We start from the raw sequence: 25,040 nt of genomic DNA, 5'->3' as shown, positions 1-25,040 counted from the left end.
CTGAGAAAGCCGGTTCCGGCTTCGTTGCGAAGCTGGCCCGGGCCGTCAAACGGCTCGTTGCCGGCCCGCGCCGGGCTAGGCTGGTGCGGCGCGTAGCCTGCGACGTCGCGTCGAGAGGTTCGTCGCCGGCGCCGCAGCCGGCGTCGGGATTGCTGTTCAAAGGAGATATCGGCACATGCGGAGCACGTCGGGCGGCCCCCGCGTCTTGCTGAGACGGCTCCGTGAAACCATGGCGGAGCAAGTCTCCGCGCAGGAACGGCTGGACAAGATCGTGGTGCTGATCGCCGCCAACATGGTGGCGGAGGTGTGCTCGACCTATGTGCTGCGGGTCGACAACACGCTCGAACTCTACGCCACCGAAGGCCTCAACCGCGAAGCCGTGCACCAGACCGTGCTCAACGCGCATGAAGGCCTGGTCGGCCTGGTCGCCTCCGAGGCGACGCCGCTGAATCTCTCCGACGCCCAAAGCCACCCGGCGTTCTCGTTCCGCCCGGAAACCGGCGAAGAAATCTATCACTCCTTCCTCGGCGTGCCGATCCTGCGCGCCGGCAACACGCTCGGCGTGCTGGTGGTGCAGAACCGCGCCAAGCGCACTTATGTCGAAGAAGAAGTCGAGGCGCTGCAGACCACCGCGATGGTGCTCGCCGAGATGATCGCCTCGGGCGAATTGTCCGCCCTGGCGCAGCCCGGCGCCGAACCGGCGGCGCGGCACTCGATCCACAAGACCGGCGCGATCCTGTCGGACGGCATCGCGCTCGGCCATGTCGTGCTGCACGAGCCGCGCGTCGTCATCACCAATTACATCGCCGAGGATCTCCCCAAGGAGATCAAGCGGCTCGATGCCGCCTTGGCGAAATTGCGCGCCGATCTCGACCGGTTGCTGGAGCGCGGCGACGTCGCCGACGGCGGCGAGCATCGCGAGGTGCTGGAAGCCTACCGGATGTTCGCCAACGACCATGGCTGGTCGCACCGGCTGCACGAGGCGGTGGCGACCGGCCTGACCGCGGAGGCGGCCGTCGAGCGCGTGCAGTCCGACACCCGCGCCCGGATGCTGCGCTCGACCGACCCCTATCTGCGCGACCGCCTGCACGATCTCGAAGATCTCGGCCACCGGCTGATGCGCCAGCTCGTCGGACAGAATCATGCGCCGTCCCGCGAGCAACTGCCCGACAACGCCATCCTGATCGCACGCTCGATGGGACCTGCGGCGCTGCTGGACTACGACCGGACCCGGCTGCGAGGCTTGGTGCTCGAGGAGGGCACCGCGAATTCGCACGTGTCGATCGTGGCGCGCGCGCTCGGCATCGCCGCCGTCGGCGAAGTTCCGAACGCGCCAGGCATCGCCGATCCCGGCGACGCGATCATCGTGGATGCGACCTCCGGCTCGATCTATGTGCGGCCATCGGCGGAAGTCGAGGCCGCCTATGGCGAGCGCGTGCGCTTCCGCGCCCGCCGCCAGGCGCAGTATTCGGCGTTGCGCGATCTGGCCTGCGTCACCAAGGACGGCCAGCCGATCGACCTGATGATCAATGCCGGCCTCGCGATCGACCTGCCGCATATCGACGACACCGGCTCGTCCGGCATCGGCCTGTTTCGCACCGAGCTGCAGTTCATGATCGGCCAGAGCCTGCCGCGCTCGAGCGACCAGCTCGCGCTGTATCGCACCGTGCTCGACGCCGCCGGCTCGAAACCGGTGACGTTCCGCACGCTCGATATCGGCGGCGACAAGGCGCTGCCTTATATGGAGACGGTGGTCGAGGAGAATCCGGCGCTGGGCTGGCGCGCGATCCGGCTCGGGCTCGACCGGCCGGGCCTGCTGCGCAGCCAGATTCGCGCGCTGCTGCGCGCCGGCGGCGGCCGCTCCTTGCGCATCATGTTCCCGATGATTTCCGAGGTCGCGGAGTTCGACGCCGCCAAGGCGATCGTCGAGCGCGAATTGACCTATCTGCGTCAGCACGGCCACACCTTGCCGGAGCGCGTCGACGTCGGCACCATGGTCGAGGTCCCGGCGCTGCTTTATCAGCTCGACGAGTTGTTGAAGAAGGTCGACTTCATCTCGGTCGGCTCCAACGATCTGTTCCAGTTCCTGTACGCGGTCGATCGCGGCAATTCGAAAGTGTCGGATCGCTTCGACACGCTGTCGACGCCGATCCTGCGCGCGCTGCGCCACATCGTGCGCAAGGCGAAGGCCGCAAACCGCTCGGTGTCGCTGTGCGGCGAGATGGCGTCGCAGCCGCTGTCGGCGCTGGCGCTGATCGCGATCGGCTACCGCGCGCTGTCGGTGTCGGCGGTGTCGCACGGCCCGATCAAGGCGATGATCCTGGAGGTCGACGCCGCCAAGGCCGAGGCGGCGATCTTGCCGCTGCTCGACGCGCCCGCGGGCAGCGTCTCGATCCGGCACAAGCTCGCGGAATTCGCCGAGGCTCACGGGCTCTCTTTGTAGCGACGCCGTCCGCGCCGCCGCTGTGCCGTTTCCGTTGTCCGAGACCCATCCATGTCCAAACTGCCCGAAGCCAAACTCGACGTTCTTCTCGCGCATCACGCCTCGCTCGAAGCGCAACTGCTCGGCGAGGTCGGCGCCAGCGAATATGTGCGGATCACCCGCGAATTATCCGAGCTGAACCCGCTGGTCGAGGCGGTGAAGGCGTATCGGGAAGTCCGTGACGAACTCGGCGATGTCGACGCGCTGCTCGAGGATCCCGACACGGATTCCGAGATGCGGGCGATGGCGGAAGCCGAACGCGACGCGCTCGACGCCCATCGCGAGGAACTGATCCAGGAAATCCGCGTCGCACTGCTGCCCAAGGATGCGATGGACGAGCGCAACGTGATGCTGGAAATCCGCGCCGGCACCGGCGGCGACGAGGCCTCGCTGTTCGCCGGCGACCTGTTCCGGATGTACGAGAAATTCGCCGCGCTGCAGGGCTGGAGCGTCGAGGTGATCTCGGCCTCCGAAGGCTCGATGGGCGGCTTCAAGGAAATCATCGCCGAGGTGAAGGGCCGCGGCGCCTTCGCCAAGCTGAAGTTCGAATCCGGCGTGCATCGCGTCCAGCGGGTGCCGGACACCGAGACGCAGGGCCGCATCCATACCTCGGCCGCGACGGTCGCGGTGCTGCCCGAGGTCGAGGAGGTCGACGTCGACATCAAGCCGGACGATCTCAAGATCGACACCATGCGGGCGCAAGGGGCCGGCGGCCAGCACGTCAACAAGACCGAATCGGCGATCCGCATCACCCATCTGCCGACCGGCATCGTGGTGATGATGCAGGACAGCCGCTCGCAGCATAAGAACCGCGCCTCGGCGATGAACATTCTGCGCTCGCGGATCTACGACGCCGAGCAGCAGCGCCTCGATGCCGCGCGCTCGGCCGAGCGCAAGGAGAAGGTCGGCTCCGGCGACCGCTCGGAGCGGATCCGCACCTATAATTTTCCGCAGGGCCGGGTCACCGACCACCGCATCAATCTGACGCTCTACAAACTGCCGCAGGTGATCGCCGGCGAGGCGCTGGGCGAACTGATCGATGCGCTCACGACCGAGCACCAGGCCGCCCAGCTCGCGGCGCAGGGCCATGCGGCCTAGGCGGCGGCCGCGTCGAGGTTCGCGTCCGGCGGCGCGCCGCGCGTGACCGGATCTCCCGCAGTCAGGACCATTGCCGCCGCGCGCCGCGCGATCGGCCGGCGGTTGAAGGACGCCGGCATCGAATCGGCGGAGCTCGACGCGCGATTGCTGATCGGGGAGGTGACGGGCCTCGATCTCACCGGGCTGATCGTACAGGCCGAGAGATTGCTCGCGCCCGATCATGCGGAGCTGCTCGACGGCTTTGTGGCGCGCCGCCTCGCCGGCGAGCCGGTGGCGCGAATTCTCGGCGCTCGCGAATTCTGGGGGCTGCCACTGACGCTGTCCGCCGACACGCTGGTGCCGCGGCCCGACACCGAGACGGTGGTCGAGGTCGCGCTGGAGTATCTCCGCGCCGAGGCGCCCGCGCGACCGCTGATTCTCGACATCGGCGCCGGCTCGGGCGCGATCCTGCTGGCGTTGCTGTCGGAGTGTCCCGCCGCGTTCGGCGTCGCGACCGATATCAGCCTCGGGGCACTACGAGCCGCGCAGAGCAATGCGATCCGTCTCGGTCTGTCGAATCGCACGGGCTTCACCGTCTGCGACTACGCGTCGGCGCTGATCGGCCCGTTCGACCTGATCGTCTCCAACCCGCCTTACATTCCGGCGCGCGACATCGCCGCGCTCGATCGCGAGGTCCGTGATCACGATCCGCGCCGTGCACTGGATGGCGGCGACGACGGACTCGACGCCTACCGCCGGATCGTCCCCGAATCGATGCGGTTGCTGCGCCCGGGCGGGGCGCTGGTGGTTGAGTTCGGGCAGGGACAGAGCGACGAAGTCGCCGCGCTGATGAGGGCCGCCGGGCTCACCGTCTCGGGGCCGCCTCGCCGCGATCTCGGCGGCATTTTTCGGGCGCTGATGGGGCGTAATTTGATAGGTTAATGTCGGAATAGATTGCAAAAAACGCTTGGAATATCGGCTGAGAGCGACTACGTTCCGGCTAGGATATCGGTCCGGGGTGACTGGTCCCGCGGGTCTGCGGTCAAAGGCCAGAAAAGAACAGAGTTCTTGTCGAGAGCCCGGATCGAAAGGGTTCCCAAACGGCGGGTTCGAAAGAGCGCGAAGGCTGAGACAGCCGCGCTGCTCGCGACCGCGAAGCGAACGAAAGCCTGATTTTACGCTTGAACAACTCACACAAGCGAAGCTGAGCCTGCTTTGGCGGGCTCGTTGATTGGTCCGGCCAGCGCGGCACGGCGCTCCGGAGTTGGGGAACGCGTCTTTGTTGAACGCGACACACGGCGCTAACGATACCAGGCGGGTCAGCTATTCGGGTGGGCGCAGTGCGTCCGGCGTCGTCGCACGCCGGCGATGCACGGCATGACAATCGTGCACACGACATCGGGACACAATCGGGGTTTGGTAAGAAGGTAAGACATGAGAAACGGGCAGAACAACAAGCGGCTGCGTAACCGCAACAGCGGTAGCAACAATAATAATAACAACAATAACAACCGGCGCGGCCAGAACCCGATGACTCGGGTGTTCGAGTCGAATGGACCCGATATCAAGATCCGCGGGACCGCATCTCACGTCGCCGAGAAATACGTTCAGCTCGCACGCGATGCGCGTTCCTCGGGCGATCCGGTCGCGGCGGAAAACTACTATCAGCACGCCGAGCATTATTTCCGGCTGATCGCCGCTGCCCAGGAGCAGTTCCGGCAGAATCAGCCGCAGCAGCAGCAGCGCGTCGACAACGACATGTCGGACAATGACGACGAGGGCGAGGCCGATTACTCGAACTTCGGCGCCGAGCCCGGTCTCGTTCCGGTGCAGCAACAGCCCTATCAGCCGCGCGAGCAGCCCCGCGCCGAGCAGCCGCAATTTGCGCCGCGCGAACAGCCGCAGCCGCGCGAGCATCGTCCGCAGCCGCAGTTTACGCCGCGCGCCGAACAGCCGCAGCCGAGCGTCGAAGCCGTCGATCGCCTGCCGTCGTTCATCACCGGTCCGCAGCCGCAGATCAGCCCTGCGGCGTTCGAGGGCGCCGGCGGCGCCGAGCGTTTCCCGCCGCGCCGACGCCGGCGGCCGCATGTTCCGCGTGGCGAAGGCGCCGCAGCCGCGGCTCCCGTGCCGGCGGAAGACGCCACGCCCGGCAACGAATAGGCCCGGTCGACCAATATCTCAGGATTGCAAGGGTCGCGCTTCGGCGCGGCCCTTTTGCGTTCAGCGCGGCCGAGCCGGCAGATCGGAGTCGTCGGCCTGCATCGGCGACGGCACCAGCGACGGCCCCAGCGCTGGAATCAGCCGGGTGCGCTCGCGCTTGGCCTGGATCGGGCGCACCACCTGCTTGGTGGCCTCGACGACATGGACGCCGGCGAACGGCAGCGAGGCCGCGGCGCCGACTCGTTCCCACGCCGGCGCAGAGCGCAGCAGCCAGCTTTGCTCGAGCGGCGGCATGAACAGCGCCTCGCTCCAGCCGACCGGCGTGAACCAGGTCCGGCGCAACAAGTCGGAAATCTGTGAGCGCGAATAGGGCCGTCCATGGCCGAACGGGGTGTTGTCGCTGCGCGCCCAGACCCCGCGGCGATTCGGCACCACCGCAAGCAGCCGGCCGGACGGCGCCAGCACCCGCCAGACCTCGCGCAGCAGCGCGTCGGGGTCCTCGGACATCTCCAGGGAATGCACCAGCAGGATGCGGTCCACCGCGGCGTCGGGCAGCGGCAGCGCACGTTCCTCGACCAGCGTCGACAGCGTGGCGCGCGCGGTCGGCCATTTCAAGACGCCCTGGGCCGCCGGCATGAAGGCGATGCAGCGTTCGCAATCGTCGCGAAACAGGCCGAGATACGGCGTTGGATAGCCGAGCCCGAGCACCCGCTGACCGCGCGCGTCGGGCCAACGCGTCTGGATACCGCGGTTGATCAGGCGCCGCGCCACAAGGCCGAGACGGTTGGAGTAAAAATCGCGCAGATTGACAACGTCGATCGTCATGCGCGGCTTTTACCACGCCAGCCGACGCTCCGGCAAAGTGGTTGACTGCGGCGTGGCCACGCAGTTTTGCGTGGATTTCGTCCCGGTCGCCGTCCGTGGTAGACTTTGTGCTGCGTCGACCCGCGACCCGCAACAGCGGCGGGCAGCGTTCGCTGCGCCAATTTCCGGGAGATCTCATGGCTGCCGACATCCGTATCGTTCCCTGCCTCACCGATAATTTCGGCTATCTGATTCACGATCCGTCGAGCGGCGCCACCGCCTCGATCGATGCCCCGGAAGCCGCGCCGTTGATCGCGGCGCTGGAGAAGGAAGGCTGGAAGCTGACCGACATTCTGGTGACGCATCATCACGGCGATCACGTCGGCGGCGTCGCCGAGCTGAAGAAGAAGTATCAGTGCCGCGTCGTCGCGCCGCACGACGCCAATGCCAAGATCGCCGACATCGATCTGCGCGTCGAGGAGGGCGATGTCGTTCGCGTCGGCGGGCTGAGCGCGCGCGTGCTGGAGACGCCGGGCCATACGCTCGATCACATCTCCTACGTGTTCGACGACGACCGCGCGCTGTTCGCCGCCGATACGCTGTTCTCGATCGGCTGCGGCCGGGTGTTCGAGGGCACCTATCCGATGATGTGGGAGTCGCTCCTGAAGCTGCGCGAGCTGCCCGACGATTTCAAACTGTATTGCGGCCACGAATACACCGCCTCGAACGTCAAGTTCGCGCTGACCATCGAGCCCGACAACGCCGCATTGCAGGCGCGCGCCAAACAGGTCGAGCAGCAGCGCGCCGCCGGCAAGCCGACGATTCCGGTGACGCTCGGCGAGGAGAAGCAGGCCAATCTGTTCCTGCGCGCCGACGTGCCGTCGGTCGCCGCCGCGGTCGGTCTGCCGGGTGAAAGCGCGGCCGACGTGTTCGGCGAACTCCGCGAGCGCAAGAACAACTCGTGAGCGCGCCGATGCCGTCGGCGGCCGAGATGATTGCGCGGCTGAAGCTGCAGCCGCATCCCGAAGGCGGCCATTTTCGCGAGACCTTTCGCGACCCGCGCTGCGACGCCTCCGGCCGCAGCTTCTCGACCGCGATCTACTTCCTGCTGGCGAGCGGCGAGCGCTCGCACTGGCACCGCATCGATGCGATCGAGGTCTGGCACTATTACGCCGGCGCGGCGCTGGCGTTGGAGATCGCCGACGCCGACGGCCATCGCGCGATTCGGCTCGGCCCCGATGTCGCGGCCGGCGAACGGCCGCAGGCGATCGTGCCGCCGCTCGCCTGGCAGGCTGCGGTCACGACCGGCGACTGGACCCTGGTCGGCTGCACGGTGGCGCCCGGCTTCGCGTTCGAGCATTTCGAATTGGCGCCGCCGGACTGGTCGCCGCTTCGCCGCTGACTGCATCATCGGGAAACGGGTGGGTGACGCTCAACTAACAGCCTAGATCAGACCTCATCGAACGGGAGGACTGACATGACGCTGGCCGCACGCAAAGATTTTCGTTTGTCGTCGCAAATCATCGACCCTGCGATCTTGTACTTCGGCACGCCGGTGGTGCTGATCGGATCGTGCAATGACGACGACTCGTTCAATCTGGCGCCGATGTCGTCGGCGTGGTGGGTCGGCCAGCGCTGTATGCTCGGGCTGGCGAGCAATTCCAAGACCACCGGGAATATCCTGCGCAGCGGCGAGTGCGTGCTCAATCTGCCGTCGTCCGATCTGGTCGGCGCTGTCGACCGCCTGGCGCGCACGACGGGCTCCGATCCGGTGCCGCAGGGGAAGCTCCACCGTGGCTATCGCTTCGAGGCCGACAAATTCGGCGTGAGTCGCCTGACGCCGCAGAAGGGCGACGCGGTGGCTGCGCCGCGCGCGCTGGAATGCCCGGTCCAGATCGAGGCGCGGCTGATGCAGGCTCACCCGATGGCGGAGGAGGATGTGGTGTGGCGGGGCCATCTGGTCGCGCTGGAGCTGAGCGTCGTCCGCATCCACGTCCATCCCTCGATCGTGATGGAGGGACAGGACGACCGCATCGATCCCGACAAATGGCGGCCGCTGATCATGAGCTTTCAGCAGTATTACGGCCTGGCGCTCGGCAGGCTGCAGCACTCCGTGCTCGGCGAAATTCCCGAAGCTTACTATCGGCCGCCATCACGGCGGCCGCAGCCGGCGGGATGATCGGCGTGGCTTGTTCGATCAGGGCGGCTTGATCGATCAGCGCGGCTGGGCGGCGAGAAACGCCTCGACCTCGGCGCGATCGGGGCAGGCGAAGGCGCCGCCGGGGCGGGTGCATTTCAGCGCCGCCGCGGCCGAGGCGAAGCGCAGCGCGCTCGGGATGTCCTGGCCTTCGCTGAACGCCACCGCGAACCCGCCGTGGAAGATGTCGCCGGCGCCGAGCGTGTCGACCGAGTGCACCGGGAACGCCGGAGTCTCCTGGAAATTCTGATCGGCGTCGAGCCACAACGTGCCCTTCGGGCCACGGGTGACGGCGATGAACGCATGCGTCAGCGTCGCGACCTTTTTCAAAGCCGCCGCGTCGTCATTGATGCCGGCGGTGGCGTGCAGTGCTTCGGCCGAAAAGATCAGATGCGACGACGCGGTCAGCAGGCCTTCGTTCAGCGACATCGCACTGTCGATATCGACCACCACCGGAATGCCGCGCCGGATCGCCTCGGCGCACACCGGCGTGGCGAATCCGGCGCAGCGGCTCTCGATCATGATCGCATCGCAATCCGCGAGCAGCGTCTCGGCGCTGGGCAGATCGACGTTCCACAGCTTCGGATCGCGGAAGGTGACGATGGTGCGTTCGCCGGTCGGGTCGACCAGCACCGCGGAGATCGGCGTCACCAGTCCGGGCATGTGGATCAGACGATCGGTCGCGATGCCTTCCTCGCCGAGCTTGTCGAACATGAAGGTCGCCGCGGTCTCGCCGGCGTCGCCCATCGGGCCGCACATCGTCGCGGCGCCGCCGAGCCGGGCGATGCCGATCCCGGCGTTGAGCGCGTTGCCGCCGGCAATCTCTTTATAGGCGCTGGCGGGGACCTTGTTGCCGCGACCCGGCACCGCCTCGACCCTGAAAGTGAGATCGCGCACCGGAATGCCGATGCACAGAATGCGGGGTTTTCGCTTGGCTTTATCGGTCATGTGTCCTGCTCCAGCCAGCGGCCGACCAGATGGTGCGCGATCGCGAACGGGTGCGGCCCGACCAGGCCGTCCGGGTGCTGGCGATTGAGCATCTGTGCGGCCTCGTCGCGCGAGAACCAGCGCGCATCTTCGAGTTCGGTGAAATCGATGGTGATGTCCTCGGTGGTGGCGATCGCCGTACAACCGATCATCAGCGAGGATGGATACGGCCAGGGCTGCGTCATGTAGTAGCGCACATCGGCGCAGCGGATGCCGGACTCTTCGAGAATCTCGCGGCGCACCGCATCCTCGATCGTCTCCGCCGCTTCGACGAAGCCGGCGAGGCACGAATACATCCCAACGGGAAACTGCTTCTGGCGGCCGAGCAGGCATTTGTCGCCCGACGTCACCAGCATGATCACCACCGGATCGGTGCGCGGAAAGTGTTCGGCCTTGCAAGCCGGACAATCGCGCTTCCAGCCGCCCTGCGCCATCGCGGTGCGCTGGCCGCAATTGGCGCAATAGCCGTGGCGCTGATGCCAGTTCACCATCGACTTCGCCATTGCGATCGCCGAGAGCTGCTCCTCGGGCAGCATCCCCTGCATCGCCATGCCGCGCAGTTCGGCGATGCCGGCGTCGCTGCGGGTCACCAATGTCTCGATCGCCGCCGCGCCGATCCCCATGCCGAACACCGCCGCGCCGTCGCGCAGGCCGAGAAAGATCGTCCCCGGATTGGCGCCGAGCGCCAGCGCCTCCTTGATCGACAGCAGCGCCCGCGGGCCGCCGTCCTCGTGCTTCACCACCAGCGAATCGCGATGCACCACATAGGCGCGGGTGTCGCTGCGGTCCTCCATCGCCATCAGCCTGGCGTCATCGGCGCGCAGATGCGCGGCGCGGTCGAGGATGTTGCTGACGAAAGCCGGCTGGCCGAGCGGAAACGCGCTGCTCATCGGTTCAGCCCAGCCAGATCTTGCGCCGGAGCGCGCTGATGAATTGCTGCACTTCCTCTGGATCGTGCGGCAGCGGCGGCATCACCCCCCACACCGGGCGCGGCCAGGCGGCGTCGCTCGAGCGGCGCGCGATGATGTGGACATGCAGCTGCGGCACCATGTTGCCGAGCGCTGCGATGTTCAGCTTGTCGCATTTGGTGACCTCCTTGAGCGCGCGCCCGACCCGGGAGATCTCGGTCATCAGCTGCGCCTGCTCGACCTCGTCGAGATCGATGATCTCGACCGCGTCAGCGCGGCGCGGCACCAGCAGCAGCCACGGATAATGCGCGTCCTTGATCACCAGCACGCGGCTGAGCGGCAGGTCGCCGATGTTGATGGTGTCTTTCTCGAGTTGAGAATTCAGCGACCAGTCGGAGGGCATGTCGATTCCATCGGCCCGTTGGCAAGCGGGCTCTTGCGTGGTTGCGGGTACGGACCCCGACACATCCATATCAAGCCGGCCGGAGCGGCGAAAGCCGCGGATCGGTCCGGTCGCGCGCAGGCCGGCCGCGCGACCTGCTTGGCCGATGGTTCAAGGTCGCGGCCGCCCGCTTGCATTCCGGCCCGTTTGCCTCCAAATAGGGACCGGGAGATTGGCGGTGGACGAGCCACTCGCCAACCGGGTCAGGTCCGGAAGGAAGCAGCCCTAACGAGGTCCGGATCGGGTCGCTCGTCAGTCTCCTACCTATTTTTCCGGCCGCTGCGCGCGCCGGTCTATCCAAGGTGGCGTATCGGCCCGACCTGGCAGGGTTTGCCAGGTGCCGGGCATGTGTCGGGTGTCGGGCCAACCGGATGAACCCCCGCCGTACAGCCTCCGCCCCGTTCCGCAATGCGGCCCCGAGAGAGAACACATTGCGGAACGACGCTTTGCGGACAAATTCGGTACGGACAGATTCGGTGGGGAACGACCGATGACCGATTCCGGCCCTCCCGCGATCCCTTCAGGCGATTCGGAACAGACCGGCCTCGGTTTGGGCGCAGCTCCGGCCGGCGCCTATCGGGTGCTGGCGCGCAAATACCGTCCCAACAGCTTCGAGGATCTGATCGGCCAGGAAGCGGTGGTGCGCACCGTCTCCAACGCCTTCGACACCGGGCGGATTCCGCAGGCCTGGATCCTCACCGGCGTGCGCGGCGTCGGCAAGACCACCACTGCGCGCATCCTGGCGCGAGCGTTGAATTACGAGTTGCCGGACGGCTCGGTGAAGGGGCCGACCATCCACATGCCGGTGCATGGCGTGCATTGCAAAGCCATCATGGAAAGCCGGCACATGGATGTGCTGGAAATGGACGCCGCCTCGCATACCGGCGTCGACGACGTCCGCCAGATCAACGACAGCGTCCGCTATGCGCCGGCCAGCGCGCGCTACAAAGTCTACATCATCGACGAAGTCCACATGCTGTCGACGGCGGCGTTCAACGCCTTCCTGAAGACGCTGGAGGAGCCGCCGGAGCACGCCAAATTCGTGTTCGCTACCACCGAAATCCGCAAGGTGCCGGTGACGGTGCTGTCGCGATGCCAGCGCTTCGATCTGCGCCGCGTCGAGGCCGACGTGCTGATGAAACACCTCGCCGGCATCGCCACGAAGGAAGGCGTCGAGGTCGAGCCCGAAGCGCTCGGCATCATCGCCCGCGCCGCCGAAGGCTCCGTGCGCGATTCGCTGTCGCTGTTCGATCAGGCGATCGCCCATGCGGCGGGGCTGGTGCGCGCCGATCAGGTTCGGCAGATGCTCGGCCTCGCCGACCGCACACGGGTGATCGAATTGTTCGACGCTCTGGCGCGCGGCGATATCGCCAGCGCCTTCCAGGAATTTCGCGATCAATACGACACCGGCGCCGATCCGGTGGTGGTGCTCAGCGATCTTGCCGAGTTCGTCAATTTCGTCACCCGCGTGAAGATCGTGCCGGCGACCGCCGACAATGTCGCGTTCGGCGAGACCGAGCGGCTGCGCGGGCGCGAATTCGCCGCCAAGCTGTCGATGCGGGTGCTGTCGCGAATGTGGCAGATGCTGCTGAAGGGCATCGCTGAGGTGCAGGGCGCGACGCGGCCCGCCGCGGCGGCCGAAATGGTGCTGGTGCGGATCGCCTACGCCGCCGATCTGCCGACGCCGGACGAAGCCCTCCGGATGCTCGCGCAAGATGGTGGGAGCGCAACGCCGCTGCCGTCCGGCGGAAGCGCCGCGCCGCGCGGCGCATCCTCGCCGCCGGTGTCCGCCACATCCGTGGTTTCAGCCTATGCGGCGCCCGCCGCCGCCGCGATGCCGCCGCGCAGCGCGCCGACGATGGCGCGTGGCGGCGCCGACAGCATGGCCCGGCCGCAGATCAGCGCGCTCGCCGCAGCTCCGCAGCAGGACGCCGCGCTGAAGATCACGACCTTCCCGCAGCTCGTCGCATTGGCGTCCGAGAAGCGCGACGTGATGACCCGCATGGCGCTGGAGGCCGACGTCCGGCTGGTGCGGATCGACGATGGACGGCTCGAACTGGCGCTGGAGCGGACCGCGTCGCGCAGCCTGATCAACGACCTCGGCCGCAAGCTCGAACAATGGACCGGCCGGCGCTGGACCGTGATCGTGTCGAACGAGCCCGGCCAGCCGACCTTGCGGTCGCAGAGCGAGGCGCAAAAGAACGAACGCGAACGCGCCGCGGAAAGCGATCCGCGGGTGCGTGAAGTGCTGGCGAAATTTCCTGGCGCCAAATTCGAGGTGCGGCGGCTCGCCACCGACTTGGCCGAAGCCGATGCCGGGATCGAAGACCCGGCCGAGCCGGTCGACGACGACGACGAATCCTAGGTCTCTTGATAGCTCTTTCGAAAAGGAACCGATCATGGCTGATTTCCTCGGCATGATGAAACAGGCGGCGCAGCTGCAGTCGAAGATGAAGGCGATGCAGGCGGAACTCGACCAGATCGAGGTCGAGGGCTCGTCCGGCGGCGGCCTCGTCCAGGTGCGGATGAGCGCGAAGATGGAAGTGCGCGGGGTCTCGATCGACCCGTCGCTGCTGAAGCCCGACGAGGGCGGAGTGCTGGAAGATCTTCTGGTTGCGGCGCATGCCGACGCGCATCGCAAGGCGGAGGCCGCGATGCAGGAGAAGATGCAGGCGCTGACCGGCGGGCTCGGCCTGCCGCCCGGCCTCGGCCTGGGTTAGTCTTTCGACTGATACCGATTCGCACAGTCTCGCAGACGTGCAGGCAGACCCGCAGGCAGGCGTGCCAACGCCTGTCGCCGATCTGATTCACCGTAACGGATGGTGCTGTCCCGATGGCCACTGCGGTCGCAGGCCCCGAGATCGAGCGTTTGATTCAGCTGCTGGCGCGGTTGCCGGGTCTCGGCCCGCGCTCGGCGCGGCGCGCCGCGCTGCATCTGATCAAGAAGCGCGACGCGCTGATGACGCCGCTCGCCTCGGCGCTGCAGGTCGCGATCGACAAGATCGAAGTGTGCAAGAGCTGCGGCAACATCGATACCCGGAATCCGTGCACGGTGTGCACCGATCCGCGCCGCGATCCGTCGATCATCGTGGTAGTGGCCGACGTCGCCGATCTGTGGGCGCTCGAACGCGCTTCCGCCACCAACGGCCGCTATCATGTGCTCGGCGCGACGTTGTCGCCGCTCGACGGGGTCGGCCCCGATGATCTGACGATCGACGCGCTGGTGGCGCGCGCCCATGATCCCGCGGTCAGCGAGATCATTCTGGCGCTCAACGCCACCGTCGACGGCCAGACCACCGCGCACTACGTCACCGATCTGCTGCAGGAGGCGGGCGTCAAGGTGACACGGCTTGCCCATGGTGTCCCGGTGGGCGGCGAACTCGACTATCTCGACGAAGGCACGCTGTCGGCCGCGATGCGGCAGCGGACCCTGTTCTGAACGACTGGAAGTGGACCTGATGACTGACCTGATCCTGAAGCCCTCGATGATTTTCGCCGCCGTTCTGTCGCTCTCGGCCGCGCCCGCATACGCGCAGGGCACGGAGAGCCGGGCGGCGCTGCCGAAGCCCATGGCGATGCAGGTCGGCGATGTTCTCAACGGCGAACTCACCGCGATGCGGTCGCGGGCGAACGGCAAAGGCAAGAAGATCCCGGTGTATCAGCTTGTCAGCGAGCCGCGCCGGCTGCCGCCGCCGGCCGGTCTGTGCAATCTCGAGAACGGGCCGGAAACGTTCCAGATCGTGCCCGCCGGCGACGCCCAGGCGGCGCAGCTCAAATCGCATCTCGGCAAGCAGATTGCGCTGAAAGTCGAGGCGGTCGCCTGTGCCGAGGAGGCCGGGCAGTACAGCGAGGCCGTGGTGACGAAGTGGAGCATGGTCGCGAAGTAGGAGGTGGCGTCGGGCGTGGCGTATCGCGTCAGACTTTCACCGGTCCGAGTGCTGCGAAATGGTCGCGGCGCTGCAGCCAGATCAGCAGCACGAGACTCGGCGCCGCGACCGCGACGCTGATCATGAAGAACGCAGGCCAGCCGGTCGCCTGCGCCACATAGCCCGCACCCGCCGACAGATAGGTCCGCCCGACCGCCGACAGCGCCGTCAGCAGCGCGTATTGGGTGGCGGTGTGCAGTGGGTTCTGGCACAGCGCCGACAGATAGGCGACGAAGATCACGGTGCCGATCGCGCCGGTGAAGTTCTCCACCGAGATCGCCAGCGCCAGCGCCCATTGATTGACGCCGACGGTCGCGAGCCACGCGAACGCCAGATTCGACAGCGCCTGCAGCACCGCGCCGATCCATAGGCTGGTCGTGAGCGTGTAACGCCGCGCCAGATAACCGCCGGCAAACCCGCCGACCAGCGTCGCGGCGAGGCCGACGCCCTTGACGATCGCGGCGTAGTCGTTGCGGGAAAAGCCGAGGTCAATCACGAACGGCGCGGTCATCGTGCCGGAGAACGCGTCGGTGAATTTGAACAGCACCACGAAAGCCAGCACGGCCAGCGCATCGGTGCGGCCGAGAAATTCCGAGAACGCGCCGATCGCCGCCCGCGTCACCCGGGTGAACGCGGTCTCGCCGCTGGTGGCGGCTTCGGCGCGGCGTGATTGCTCGGGTTCGGTCGCGAGCAGTGCGGTGACGGTGCCGATCAGCACCATTCCGGCCATCGTGACATAGCCCCACATCCACGCCGTGGAGCGCTCAAGCCCGGCGCCCTCATAGGCGCTGACCAGAAACAGCACGCCCGCGGTCGAGATCAGCATCCCGATCCGATAGGCCGCGACATAGGACGCCATGCCGGCGGCCTGCTCGTTCTCCGGCAGGCTCTCGACGCGAAACGCATCGACCACGATGTCCTGCGTCGCGGACGCAGCCGCGACCAGCAGCGCACCGATCGCGACGAACAGCGGCGCATGCGCCGGGTCGGTCAGCGCCAGCAGCAGGATCGCGCCGATCAGCAGCAGTTGCGAGGTGACCAGCCAGCCGCGGCGGCGGCCGAACAGCCGCGACAGCAGCGGAACGTGCAGCGCATCGACCAGCGGCGCCCAGATGAACTTCAGCGTGTAGGGCGTGCCGACCAGCGCGAATAGCCCGATGGTGCCGAGATCGACGCCGGACTCCCGCATCCACACCAGCAGCGTCGAGCCCGACAGCGCCAGCGGCAGGCCCGACGAGAAGCCGAGAAACAGGACGATCAGCACTCGCGGTTGCAGATACACCGTCATCGCCTCGCGCCAGGTGGACGCCGGGGCAACGGGGGGGAGCGGTTCTGGATTCGATGAGGCGTCGGGAGCGGTCATACGAGGGTGGTAGCAGATTCGAACGGGCGCCGGACATCCGCCTCAGGGTTCGCCGTGATCGCCCGGCTTGTCCGGGCGACCCAGTGCTCACCGCCCTACGTTGCGAAGCACGAAAGAATGATCGCGAATTGCTCGCTGAGCACCGACGATCTGGAAGACGGGGTCACCCGCTTTCGCGGGTGATGACGGTTGATTTCGTGGCGCCGACTCAGTCTGAAGCGACTTCGTCGATTTTGAACGCGCGGGACGCGAACAGGTCTCTGGCTTCCGGCGCCAGCGGCGCTTGCGTGCCGGTCGACGGTTCGACCGCGGAAAAATCCAGCTCCTCGATCCGCACGGCGCGGCGTTCGATCTTGTCGGCCGAGATCAGGATCTGGCGGACGTCGTCGTTGACCTGGCCGAAATGGGTTTGCAGCTTGGTGACACGCTCGCGCAGCCGCGCGAGATCGTCGCCGAGGCTCAGCACTTCGGTCCGGATTTGATCCGCGGCGTCGCGCATCCGCGCGTCTTTCAGAATCTGCTGCATCACCTGGATCGCCAGCATCAGCAACGACGGCGACACCAGCACGATGCGGGCGCGATATGCCTTCTGGATCACATCGTCGAAGCCGTCATGGATCTCGGCATAGACCGATTCCGATGGCACGAACATCAACGCGGTGTCCTGGGTCTCGCCGGGGATCAGATACTTGGCCGCGATATCGTCGACATGCCGCATCACGTCGAGCCGCAGCCGCTGCGACGCCGCCTTCTTCTCGCCGTCGCTGCGGGATTCGCGGAGCGCGGTGACCGCCTCGAGCGGAAACTTGGCGTCGATGCACAGCGGCCGCTGGTCGGGCAGGAACACCACGCAATCCGGCCGCTTGCCGGTGGAGAGCGTGTACTGGAAGGCGTAGGCGCCCTTCGGCATCCCGTCCTGCACGATCGACTCCATCCGCGCCTGGCCGAACGCGCCGCGAGCCTGCTTGTTGGCGAGCACGTCGCGCAGCGACGTCACCTGGTCGGTCAGCTCGGTGAGGTTGTCGTGGGCGCGATCGATGATGCCGAGCCGCTCGTGCAGCGCCTGCAGGCTTTCCATGGTGTGGTGGGTCGATTGCGTCATCGACTGGCCGACCCGGTGGGTGACCGTATCCAGCCGCTCGCTGACCGCGCGCGCCATTTCGGCCTGCCGCCCCGCCAGCGCCCGGCCCATCGCGTCGACCCGGCCATTGGCTTCGCTCTGGAACCTGATCAGGTCCGACAGGCGTTGCTCCAGGTCAGAGGCGCGGCGGGCCTGCGCCAGGGCCGCGGCGCTGCCGCTCTGCAGCCCGTGCGCGATCACCAGCACGATCGCCAGCAGCAACAGCAACGCCATCGCGCTCGCGCCGAACAGCGCCGCGCCAATGCTGACCGGAGCGTCGCCAAGATAGAAGAGGGTCTCGTTCATCGCCGGATCGTAGCAGACTAAACAGTCCTTGCGAACGAAGAGAGAACATTACTCTGAACGGATCTTTAAGCCCGGCTCGCGCCAAAAGTGGCATAACCTCCGGTCGGTCCCGGATTGACCCGACCGCCGCTGCGCCTTAAATCGCCGCCATGGCCCTGCGTGAAATCATCATCCTGCCGGATAAGCGGCTGCGTGAAATCTCAAAGCCCGTCGCCGAGGTGACGCCGGAGATCCGCAAGCTCGCGGACGACATGTTCGAGAGCATGTACGACGCGCCCGGCATCGGGCTCGCGGCGATTCAGATCGCCGAGCCGGTGCGGCTCATCACGATGGACATCGTGCGCAAGGAGGGCAACGGCAAGAGCGATCCGCGCGCCTTCATCAATCCGGAAATCGTCGGCGCCTCGGCGGAGATGAACGTCTACGAGGAAGGTTGCCTGTCGATCCCCGAATATTACGCCGATGTCGAGCGGCCGGCAGTGGTCCGGATCCGCTACACCGATCTCGACGGCAATGTGAAGGAAGAGGACGCCGACGGCCTGTTCGCGACCTGCATCCAGCACGAAATCGACCACCTCGACGGCGTGCTGTTCGTCGATCATTTGTCGAAGCTGAAGCGCGCCATGGTCGTGCGCAAGTTCGAGAAGGCCGCCAAGCGCGGTATCAAATACGTCTGAGCGCTCGCGTAGATGACCGGCCGACGCGTTGCGGCGCGCGGCCCTCCGTCGGCCCAGACCTGTCCGGGACCCTCACGCCATGCCCCTTCGCCTCGTCTTCATGGGTACGCCGGACTTCGCGGTGCCGACGCTGCTGGCGCTGTCGGCCTATGGGCACGACATCGCCGCGGTCTACAGCCGCGAGCCCAAGCCGGCCGGGCGCGGCATGAAATTGCAGCACAGCCCGGTGGCGCAGGAGGCGCAACGGCTCGGCATTCCGGTGCTGACGCCGAAGACGCTGAAGACCGACGAGGCGCTCGCCGAATTCCGCAGCCATGACGCCGACGCCGCGGTCGTGGTCGCCTATGGCATGATCCTGCCGCAGGCGATCCTCGATGCGCCCAGGCTCGGTTGCTACAATCTGCACGGCTCGCTGCTGCCGCGCTGGCGCGGCGCCGCCCCGCTCAACCGCGCGATCATGGCGGGCGACGCCGAGAGCGGCGTGATGGTGATGAAGATGGACGCCGGCCTCGACACCGGCGACGTCGCGATGGCCGAGCGGATCGCCATCACCGACGCCATGACGGTCACCGATCTGCACGATTCGCTGGCCCGGCTCGGCGCCGATCTGATGGTGCGGGCGATGGCGGCGCTGGAGCGCGATCAGCTGCAACTCACCCGGCAGAGCGAGCACGGCGTCACCTACGCTGCCAAGATCGACAAGGCCGAAGCCAAGATCGATTTCGCGCGGCCTGCGCAGGCCGTGCTGCGGCACATCCACGGGCTGTCGCCGTTTCCCGGCGCCTGGTGCGAACTGCCGATCGACGGCGAAGCCGTGCGCGTCAAGATCCTGCGCTGTGCGTCGGCCACCGGAGGCGGCGCGCCGGGGCAGGTGCTGGACGACAGACTCACCATCGCCTGCCAGGACGGCGCCATCCGGGTGCTGCAATTGCAGCGCGCCGGCAAGCAGCCGATGCAGGCCGACGAGTTTTTGCGCGGTACGCCGATCGCGGCGGGCGCAGTGATCGTCTGAGCCTGGGGTCGGCCCTCCCTCGCATCCGGCCGTCACCACCCGCGAGAGCGGGTGGCCCAGTATCCCAGAGCGTCGGCGGTTGCTAACAACGCTCTGCAATACTGGGTCGCCCGGTCGAGCCGGGCGATGACGTCGGGGACGTGAAAAAACGCCTCGGCCAGCAGAGATGTCGAATGCCCCGCTACAAGCTCACCATCGAATATGACGGCGCTCCGTTCTGCGGCTGGCAGTTGCAGCCGGTGCTGCCGTCGGTGCAGGGCGCGCTGGAGGCGGCGGCGCTGGCGACCTGCGGCGCGGCGGTGCGCGTGCACGGCGCGGGACGCACGGACGCCGGCGTCCATGCGCTGGGGCAGGTCGCCCATCTCGACATCGCCAAGCCGTTTCGCGCCGACCGGCTGCGCGACGCGCTGAACGCCCATGTGCGACCGTATCCGGTCGCGGTGCTGTCGGCGGAGATCGTGCCGGACAGTTTCGAGGCGCGGTTCTCCGCGATCCGGCGGCACTATCGCTATCGCATCGTCAACCGCCGCTCGAATCTCGCGCTCGAGATCGGCAAGGTGTGGCGGGTGCCGAAGCCGCTCGACACCGACGCGATGCATTGCGCCGCGCAGGTGCTGATCGGCAAGCACGACTTCACCACCTTCCGCGACACCGAATGCCAGGCGGCCTCGCCGGAAAAGACGCTCGACGTGCTCGACGTGATCCGCGACGGCGACAACGTCGATATCGTCACCTCGGCGCGTTCTTATCTACACAGCCAGGTGCGTTCGATGGTCGGCTCGCTGGTGTGGGTCGGCGAGGGCCGCTGGACCGCCGACGATCTCGCGGCTGCGCTGGCCGCCCGCCGCCGCTCCGCCTGCGGCCCGGTCGCGCCGCCGGACGGGCTGTATCTGGTGAAGGTGGATTACTAAGTTCCTCGCCTCTTCCCACCTGCGGGGAGAGGTCGGATCAGCGCGAAGCAATGATCCGGGTTAGAGGGCGTTTCGACGAGGCCGAGAGTCGACGACTCGCGTCGCCCCCACCCCAGCCCTCCCCCGCAAGCGGGAGAGGGAGCGCGCTGTGCCTTGTTCAATGACGTCATTCCGGGGCGCGCGTAGCGCGAACCCGGAATGACGGTGGTGAGTTATGACTTGAAATATCGCTCCAGCACGCCGCGATAGATCGCGGTGAGCTGGTCGAGATCCGCGACCGGCGTGCGCTCGTCGATCTGGTGCATGGTCTGGCCGACCAGGCCGAACTCCACCACCGGGCAGTATTTGGCAATGAACCGCGCGTCCGAGGTGCCGCCGCCGGTGTTGAGATCGGGCGTGCGGCCGGTCACGTCGGCGATCGATGCGGTGACCAGATCGGTGAAATTGCCGGGCTTGGTGACGAACACGTCGGCGTTCGACGGCAGCCACTCGATCCGCGCGCGGATGCGGTTGCCGCACGCCGCCGCCAGCCGCTGCTCGATCAGCGCCTTCAACGAATCCTGGGTGTGGTGATCGTTGAAGCGGATGTTGAACTTGGCCCGCGCCTGCGCCGGGATCACATTGGTCGCCGGATTGCCGACATCGACCGAGGTGAATTCGAGATTGGACGGCTGAAACTGCGCCGAGCCCTGATCCAGCGGCTCGTCGTTCAGCGCAGTGATCAGCGCCGCGATATCCGGCACCGGGTTCGAGGCGCGATGCGGATAGGCGACGTGGCCCTGCAGCCCGTCGACGATCAGCACGCCGGACTGCGAGCCGCGCCGGCCTATCTTGATGGTGTCGCCGATCGCCTCGACATTGCTCGGCTCGCCGACGATGCAATGATCGAATGTCTCGCCGCGATCCGCCGCCCATTGCAGCAGCTTGACGGTGCCGTTGACGGCGACGTCTTCCTCGTCGCCCGTGATCAGGAACGAGATCGATCCCTTTGGCCGGCCGCCATGGGCGGCGAGATGATCGAGCACGGCGGCGACCGCGCAGGCGATGCCGCCTTTCATGTCGACCGCGCCGCGGCCGTACAGCAGACCGCCTTCGACATCGCCGGAAAACGCGCCGTGGCTCCACGCGTCTGCGTCGCCCGGCGGCACCACGTCGGTATGGCCGGCAAAGCACAGATGCGGCGCGCCATCGCCGATCCGTGCGTAGAGATTGTCGATGTCGGCGGCGCCGGGCTCGCTGAAGGTCACGCGATGCGTGGTGAAGCCGGCGTCCTTCAGCAGCGTCTCCAGCACACCGAGCGCGCCGGCGTCGGCCGGCGTGACAGACGGACAGCGCAGCAGGGCTTGAGCGATGGAGAGGGCGTCACGCGATGATGTCATGCCGCCCCTGATAGTCGTCAGCGGCTCGCGCCGTCAACTTTGGGCTCGTAGTATCTCAGCACCTGCCGGGTGTTTTCGGCGATTTCGAGAATGAGGAAGAACGATGACGCGAAGATTGACGAGACGATCAGACCGCCGACCCCACCCAGCACGAAACCAGCCACAGCGAGTGCTCCGCTGGTCTCGCTGCCGGAGATTGCACCGAGACCTGCTGTCGCGAGAATTGTTATGATGACAAGTAGAACCATCATGACTTCAGCAGTCTTGATGATGATCCGACGGAATTCAGCCATGAGAAGCTCCATACCCCGAATTTCTAAGGGCCCAGAGCAACTTGATCCGCGCCGAGGGCCGTCGCTTTCTACCCCATAGAAATCGGACCGGTCATCATGAAATTCAACTTTGCGTTGCAGACGTTAGTCGGGCGCTGGATTTGTCGAGCGTTGCCGCCAACGTCTTCTTCAGGCTGTTGATCAGTCGAGAATCACCGATGGGTCACTGGGCCTCTCAGTCCCGCAACAACTCGTTGATGCTCGTCTTTGAGCGGGTGCGTTCGTCGACGCGCTTGACGATCACCGCGCAGGCGGTCGAGGGGCCCGGCGTGCCGTTCTTCAGCGGCTTGCCCGGCAATGCGCCCGGCACCAGCACGGCGTATTCCGGAACTTCGCCGATGAAGACCTCGCCGGTCTCGCGGTCGACGATCTTGGTCGAGGCGCCGAGGAACACGCCCATCGCCAGCACCGCGCCACGGCGCACGATCACGCCCTCGGCGACTTCGGAGCGCGCGCCGATGAAGCAGTCGTCCTCGATGATCACCGGTCCGGCCTGCAGCGGCTCCAGCACGCCGCCGATGCCGACGCCGCCGGAGATGTGCACGCGCTTGCCGATCTGGGCGCAGGAGCCGACCGTCGACCAGGTGTCGACCATCGTGGCCTCGTCGACATAGGCGCCGAGATTGACGAAGGATGGCATCAGCACCGCGTTCTTGGCGATGAAGGCGGAGCGGCGCACGATCGCGCCGGGCACGGCGCGGAAGCCGGCTTCGCGAAACCGGCTCTCGCCCCAGCCCTCGAATTTCGACGGCACCTTGTCCCACCAGGTCGCGCCGCCGGGGCCGCCCGCGATGGTGTGCATGTCGTTCAGCCGGAACGACAGCAGCACCGCCTTCTTCAGCCATTGATTGACCGTCCAGGTCCCCGACGCGTCACGCTCGGCAACGCGGGCCTCGCCCCGGTCGAGCAGGTCGAGCGCCTGATCGACCGCGTCACGGACCTCGCCCTTGGTCGCGGCGCTGATCGTATCGCGCGCGTCGAAAGCGGTATTGATGGTGTTTTCCAGGGCGGAGAGCGACATCGAAAGGTCCTTGGGCGGCTTGTTAGGGAGAGTTTTGGTGAGGTGTTGTCCGGATTCGGACAGAGAGAGTCAAGGCGAGGCGCGAAGCAGGATTCATACCGCTTCGTTCAACCCCGCCAGAAATCCGGTCAAATCCTCGGTGACGTAATCGACATGGGCGGCGTCGCGGCCTTCGAGCTCCCAGTCCTCGCGCACCACGTCCTTGCTACCATCCGGCACGACCAGCACCGTGGTCATGCCGAGTTGGTGCGGCACTGCGAGATTGCGGGCGAGGTCCTCGAACATCGCAGCCCTCGCCGGATCGACGCCGTGCAGCGTCAGGAAGCGGTGATAGGTCTGCGCCGCCGGCTTCGGTTCGAGTTCGGCGGCGACAATGTCGAACACTGCCTCGAAATGATGGCCGATGCCGAGTCGCTCCAGCACTTTGCCGGCGTGATCGGTCGAGCCGTTGGTCAGGATCAGCTTGCGGCCGGGCAATTGCGCGATCGCAGCGCCCATCGCCGGATTGGGCTCGAGCGGCGAATGGTCGATCGCGTGCACGTAAGCGAGGTAATCGTCGGCGCTGACGCCGTGCTCGCTCATCATCCCGCGCATCGTGGTGCCGTAGCGCTTGTAGTAATCCTTCTGGATCCGGAACGCTTCCTCCGGCGTCACCTTCAGCCAGTCGGCGACGAAATCGCGAATCCGCCCGTCGACCTGCTGCCACAGATTGACGTGATGCGGATACAGCGTGTTGTCGAGGTCGAACACCCAGGTGTCGACATGGCCGAAGCCGCGCTTCGAGAGCTTCGTCATGGCGTCGCAAACCGCACTGTCTTGCCGCCGCCGGAGAGGTCGACCGGCGCAAAGCCGGTGGCGTTCAGTCCGCGCGCCGAGCAGTCGCCCTGCTCGCTGATCTCGAATTTGCTCTCGCGCGTGCACAACAGCGTCGCGCCGCCCCAGTTGAGCGGCTTGTCCTTGAGGGTGATCGGGCGTGCATTGCCGTCGACTGCTTCGGCGAAGCTGAACACCCGCTTCGGCAGGGCGCTGAGGTCGGGACGCAGGCATTTGCCCGGCTCGATCCGGTACCAGCCGCGGCTGGTGATGGTCTTGCCGTCGTCCTCGGCGATCGCGGCCATGATCCTGCTCCTGGTGTCGTTGCACCAGGTCAGGCCGGTCGCCGATGGCGACTCCACCGCCTTGATCATGGTGTCGAAGAAATCCGGCGCGCTGACGATGTCAGGCTTGAGGCCGCGGCTTTTCAGGAACGCGGCGAGCGCGGCTTGCGTCTTCGGGCCATCGACGCCGTCGATCGGGGCGGCGTCGTAGCCCGCGATCACCAGCAGCCGCTGGATCGCCGCGAGCCTGGCCTGCTCGTCGTCATATTCGCTGTCCTCTGCGAGATACGCGACCATGTTGCCGTCGTCCTGCTGCGTCGGCTTGATCTCGGTGAACGGCGCCAGCGTCTGGCCGCTGCGGCACTGCCGTGCGGCGGCGATCACGAAGTTCTCCGGCGTGATACATAGTCGGTCGGTGCCGTTCTGGGGGATCGGCGACGCGCCGTAAACCGCGAGCGCGCGGGCATGCAGCATCACCCGATCGGCGCTCAGCGCCCCTTGCAGCACGACGCGGCATTGCGCCGGATCGATCCGGAGCCAGCCGCGCGTCGCGGTCGTCGCCTTGTCGTCGATCCCGATCGCGGTCTCGATCACATAGCTCATGCGGTTGCAGAGCTTGAGGTCGGCATGGGCGGCGGTGTTGCCAGCCAATGATGCGAGTAGTGTTGCGACGAAAAGACAAGCGTGCCCCGGATGCAGCGCAGCGCGCCGCCCTTCGCGGCGTGGTGCGCTGATGATCCGGGGTCCCGGTTTGTGTGGCTCAGCCGAACCGGGGTCCCGGGTCTGCGGTGCAGCACTTCGTGCTGCGCCGCGCCCGGGACACGAACTGGTGGCCTTTG

25 protein-coding genes and 1 other RNA gene are annotated in these 25,040 nt (G+C 66.8%); 15 read left to right on the top strand and 11 right to left on the bottom strand.

Annotated features, from left to right (window positions below; genetic code table 11):
- The first annotated feature begins 175 nt into the window (after nucleotides 1–175).
- The 4 genes from ptsP to BMY71_RS02255 all read left to right on the top strand — a co-directional run bounded on the left by ptsP (nucleotide 176) and on the right by BMY71_RS02255 (nucleotide 5,719).
- The gene (ptsP, locus tag BMY71_RS02270) at nucleotides 176–2,443 is read left to right on the top strand and encodes a phosphoenolpyruvate--protein phosphotransferase (RefSeq protein WP_011500531.1); all 2,268 of its coding nucleotides are present in this window, start codon (nucleotides 176–178) and stop codon (nucleotides 2,441–2,443) included.
- 51 nt (nucleotides 2,444–2,494) lie between these two features.
- The gene (gene prfA, locus BMY71_RS02265; RefSeq protein WP_092681422.1) at nucleotides 2,495–3,580 is read left to right on the top strand and encodes a peptide chain release factor 1; all 1,086 of its coding nucleotides are present in this window, start codon (nucleotides 2,495–2,497) and stop codon (nucleotides 3,578–3,580) included.
- A 42-nt stretch (nucleotides 3,581–3,622) separates the two neighbouring features.
- Complete coding sequence (gene prmC, locus BMY71_RS02260; RefSeq protein WP_092681420.1) at nucleotides 3,623–4,501, top strand: peptide chain release factor N(5)-glutamine methyltransferase; 879 nt, start codon at nucleotides 3,623–3,625, stop codon at nucleotides 4,499–4,501.
- Between the two features lie 492 nt (nucleotides 4,502–4,993).
- Nucleotides 4,994–5,719 (top strand): DUF4167 domain-containing protein, encoded by a 726-nt coding sequence (locus BMY71_RS02255; RefSeq protein WP_011500528.1) that lies wholly within the window; start codon nucleotides 4,994–4,996, stop codon nucleotides 5,717–5,719.
- Nucleotides 5,720–5,779: 60 nt separating this feature from the next.
- Here BMY71_RS02255 and BMY71_RS02250 read toward each other — a convergent pair whose 3' ends face one another.
- Nucleotides 5,780–6,544, bottom strand: coding sequence for a class I SAM-dependent methyltransferase (locus BMY71_RS02250; RefSeq protein ID WP_092681418.1), 765 nt, complete (start codon nucleotides 6,542–6,544; stop codon nucleotides 5,780–5,782).
- A 176-nt stretch (nucleotides 6,545–6,720) separates the two neighbouring features.
- Here BMY71_RS02250 and gloB point away from each other — a divergent pair, with 176 nt between their 5' ends.
- The 3 genes from gloB (at nucleotide 6,721) to BMY71_RS02235 (ending at nucleotide 8,702) form a co-directional block, all read left to right on the top strand.
- Nucleotides 6,721–7,488 (top strand): hydroxyacylglutathione hydrolase, encoded by a 768-nt coding sequence (gene gloB / locus BMY71_RS02245; RefSeq protein WP_092681416.1) that lies wholly within the window; start codon nucleotides 6,721–6,723, stop codon nucleotides 7,486–7,488.
- Between the two features lie 8 nt (nucleotides 7,489–7,496).
- Nucleotides 7,497–7,925, top strand: a complete 429-nt coding sequence (locus BMY71_RS02240; RefSeq protein ID WP_092681723.1) for a cupin domain-containing protein — start codon at nucleotides 7,497–7,499, stop codon at nucleotides 7,923–7,925.
- A gap of 75 nt (nucleotides 7,926–8,000) precedes the next feature.
- Nucleotides 8,001–8,702 carry a flavin reductase family protein gene (locus tag BMY71_RS02235; protein ID WP_092681414.1) on the top strand — a complete coding sequence of 234 codons (702 nt, stop codon included), beginning with the start codon at nucleotides 8,001–8,003 and terminating at the stop codon, nucleotides 8,700–8,702.
- Between the two features lie 36 nt (nucleotides 8,703–8,738).
- Here BMY71_RS02235 and BMY71_RS02230 read toward each other — a convergent pair whose 3' ends face one another.
- The 3 genes from BMY71_RS02230 to BMY71_RS02220 are packed head-to-tail and all read right to left on the bottom strand — an operon-like array spanning nucleotide 8,739 to nucleotide 11,018.
- Nucleotides 8,739–9,668 carry a sugar kinase gene (locus BMY71_RS02230; RefSeq protein WP_092681413.1) on the bottom strand — a complete coding sequence of 310 codons (930 nt, stop codon included), beginning with the start codon at nucleotides 9,666–9,668 and terminating at the stop codon, nucleotides 8,739–8,741.
- A complete protein-coding gene (gene nudC, locus BMY71_RS02225) occupies nucleotides 9,665–10,597 on the bottom strand; it encodes an NAD(+) diphosphatase (RefSeq protein WP_092681411.1) in 933 nt (310 codons plus the stop codon). Before nudC ends, BMY71_RS02230 begins: the two co-directional genes overlap by 4 nt.
- 4 nt (nucleotides 10,598–10,601) lie before the next feature.
- Nucleotides 10,602–11,018, bottom strand: coding sequence for an HIT domain-containing protein (locus BMY71_RS02220; RefSeq protein WP_175557589.1), 417 nt, complete (start codon nucleotides 11,016–11,018; stop codon nucleotides 10,602–10,604).
- Nucleotides 11,019–11,224: 206 nt separating this feature from the next.
- Here BMY71_RS02220 and ffs point away from each other — a divergent pair.
- The 5 genes from ffs (at nucleotide 11,225) to BMY71_RS02195 (ending at nucleotide 14,944) form a co-directional block, all read left to right on the top strand.
- Nucleotides 11,225–11,321: signal recognition particle sRNA small type (gene ffs, locus BMY71_RS02215), an RNA gene on the top strand.
- A gap of 226 nt (nucleotides 11,322–11,547) precedes the next feature.
- The gene (locus tag BMY71_RS02210; RefSeq protein ID WP_092681409.1) at nucleotides 11,548–13,422 is read left to right on the top strand and encodes a DNA polymerase III subunit gamma/tau; all 1,875 of its coding nucleotides are present in this window, start codon (nucleotides 11,548–11,550) and stop codon (nucleotides 13,420–13,422) included.
- Between the two features lie 34 nt (nucleotides 13,423–13,456).
- Complete coding sequence (locus BMY71_RS02205) at nucleotides 13,457–13,777, top strand: YbaB/EbfC family nucleoid-associated protein (RefSeq protein WP_011500519.1); 321 nt, start codon at nucleotides 13,457–13,459, stop codon at nucleotides 13,775–13,777.
- A gap of 113 nt (nucleotides 13,778–13,890) precedes the next feature.
- Entirely contained in the window at nucleotides 13,891–14,496 is a 606-nt protein-coding gene (recR, locus tag BMY71_RS02200; protein ID WP_011500518.1) for a recombination mediator RecR, read from the top strand.
- 19 nt (nucleotides 14,497–14,515) lie between these two features.
- Nucleotides 14,516–14,944, top strand: a complete 429-nt coding sequence (locus BMY71_RS02195; protein WP_092681407.1) for a hypothetical protein — start codon at nucleotides 14,516–14,518, stop codon at nucleotides 14,942–14,944.
- Nucleotides 14,945–14,972: 28 nt separating this feature from the next.
- Here BMY71_RS02195 and BMY71_RS02190 read toward each other — a convergent pair whose 3' ends face one another.
- Nucleotides 14,973–16,346, bottom strand: coding sequence for an AmpG family muropeptide MFS transporter (locus BMY71_RS02190; protein WP_092681406.1), 1,374 nt, complete (start codon nucleotides 16,344–16,346; stop codon nucleotides 14,973–14,975).
- A 208-nt stretch (nucleotides 16,347–16,554) separates the two neighbouring features.
- Nucleotides 16,555–17,772, bottom strand: coding sequence for a DNA recombination protein RmuC (locus BMY71_RS02185; RefSeq protein WP_092681404.1), 1,218 nt, complete (start codon nucleotides 17,770–17,772; stop codon nucleotides 16,555–16,557).
- 149 nt (nucleotides 17,773–17,921) lie between these two features.
- Here BMY71_RS02185 and def point away from each other — a divergent pair, with 149 nt between their 5' ends.
- The 3 genes from def (at nucleotide 17,922) to truA (ending at nucleotide 20,372) form a co-directional block, all read left to right on the top strand.
- The gene (gene def, locus BMY71_RS02180) at nucleotides 17,922–18,449 is read left to right on the top strand and encodes a peptide deformylase (protein WP_011500514.1); all 528 of its coding nucleotides are present in this window, start codon (nucleotides 17,922–17,924) and stop codon (nucleotides 18,447–18,449) included.
- A gap of 79 nt (nucleotides 18,450–18,528) precedes the next feature.
- Nucleotides 18,529–19,461, top strand: a complete 933-nt coding sequence (gene fmt, locus BMY71_RS02175; RefSeq protein ID WP_092681402.1) for a methionyl-tRNA formyltransferase — start codon at nucleotides 18,529–18,531, stop codon at nucleotides 19,459–19,461.
- A 173-nt stretch (nucleotides 19,462–19,634) separates the two neighbouring features.
- Entirely contained in the window at nucleotides 19,635–20,372 is a 738-nt protein-coding gene (truA, locus tag BMY71_RS02170) for a tRNA pseudouridine(38-40) synthase TruA (protein WP_092681400.1), read from the top strand.
- A gap of 212 nt (nucleotides 20,373–20,584) precedes the next feature.
- Here truA and dapE read toward each other — a convergent pair whose 3' ends face one another.
- The 5 genes from dapE to BMY71_RS02145 form a co-directional block, all read right to left on the bottom strand.
- A complete protein-coding gene (gene dapE, locus BMY71_RS02165; RefSeq protein ID WP_092681399.1) occupies nucleotides 20,585–21,751 on the bottom strand; it encodes a succinyl-diaminopimelate desuccinylase in 1,167 nt (388 codons plus the stop codon).
- Between the two features lie 17 nt (nucleotides 21,752–21,768).
- Complete coding sequence (locus tag BMY71_RS02160) at nucleotides 21,769–22,044, bottom strand: hypothetical protein (protein ID WP_139202586.1); 276 nt, start codon at nucleotides 22,042–22,044, stop codon at nucleotides 21,769–21,771.
- Between the two features lie 214 nt (nucleotides 22,045–22,258).
- A complete protein-coding gene (gene dapD, locus BMY71_RS02155; protein ID WP_011500508.1) occupies nucleotides 22,259–23,104 on the bottom strand; it encodes a 2,3,4,5-tetrahydropyridine-2,6-dicarboxylate N-succinyltransferase in 846 nt (281 codons plus the stop codon).
- A 93-nt stretch (nucleotides 23,105–23,197) separates the two neighbouring features.
- Nucleotides 23,198–23,899 (bottom strand): pyrimidine 5'-nucleotidase, encoded by a 702-nt coding sequence (locus tag BMY71_RS02150; protein ID WP_092681397.1) that lies wholly within the window; start codon nucleotides 23,897–23,899, stop codon nucleotides 23,198–23,200.
- Nucleotides 23,896–24,852, bottom strand: a complete 957-nt coding sequence (locus BMY71_RS02145) for a DUF1036 domain-containing protein (RefSeq protein WP_041805061.1) — start codon at nucleotides 24,850–24,852, stop codon at nucleotides 23,896–23,898. Before BMY71_RS02145 ends, BMY71_RS02150 begins: the two co-directional genes overlap by 4 nt.
- Between the last annotated feature and the right edge of the window lie 188 nt (nucleotides 24,853–25,040).

This window comes from Rhodopseudomonas pseudopalustris (assembly GCF_900110435.1).
Lineage (GTDB): Bacteria > Pseudomonadota > Alphaproteobacteria > Rhizobiales > Xanthobacteraceae > Rhodopseudomonas > Rhodopseudomonas pseudopalustris.
This window is presented reverse-complemented; position numbering and strand designations above follow the sequence as displayed.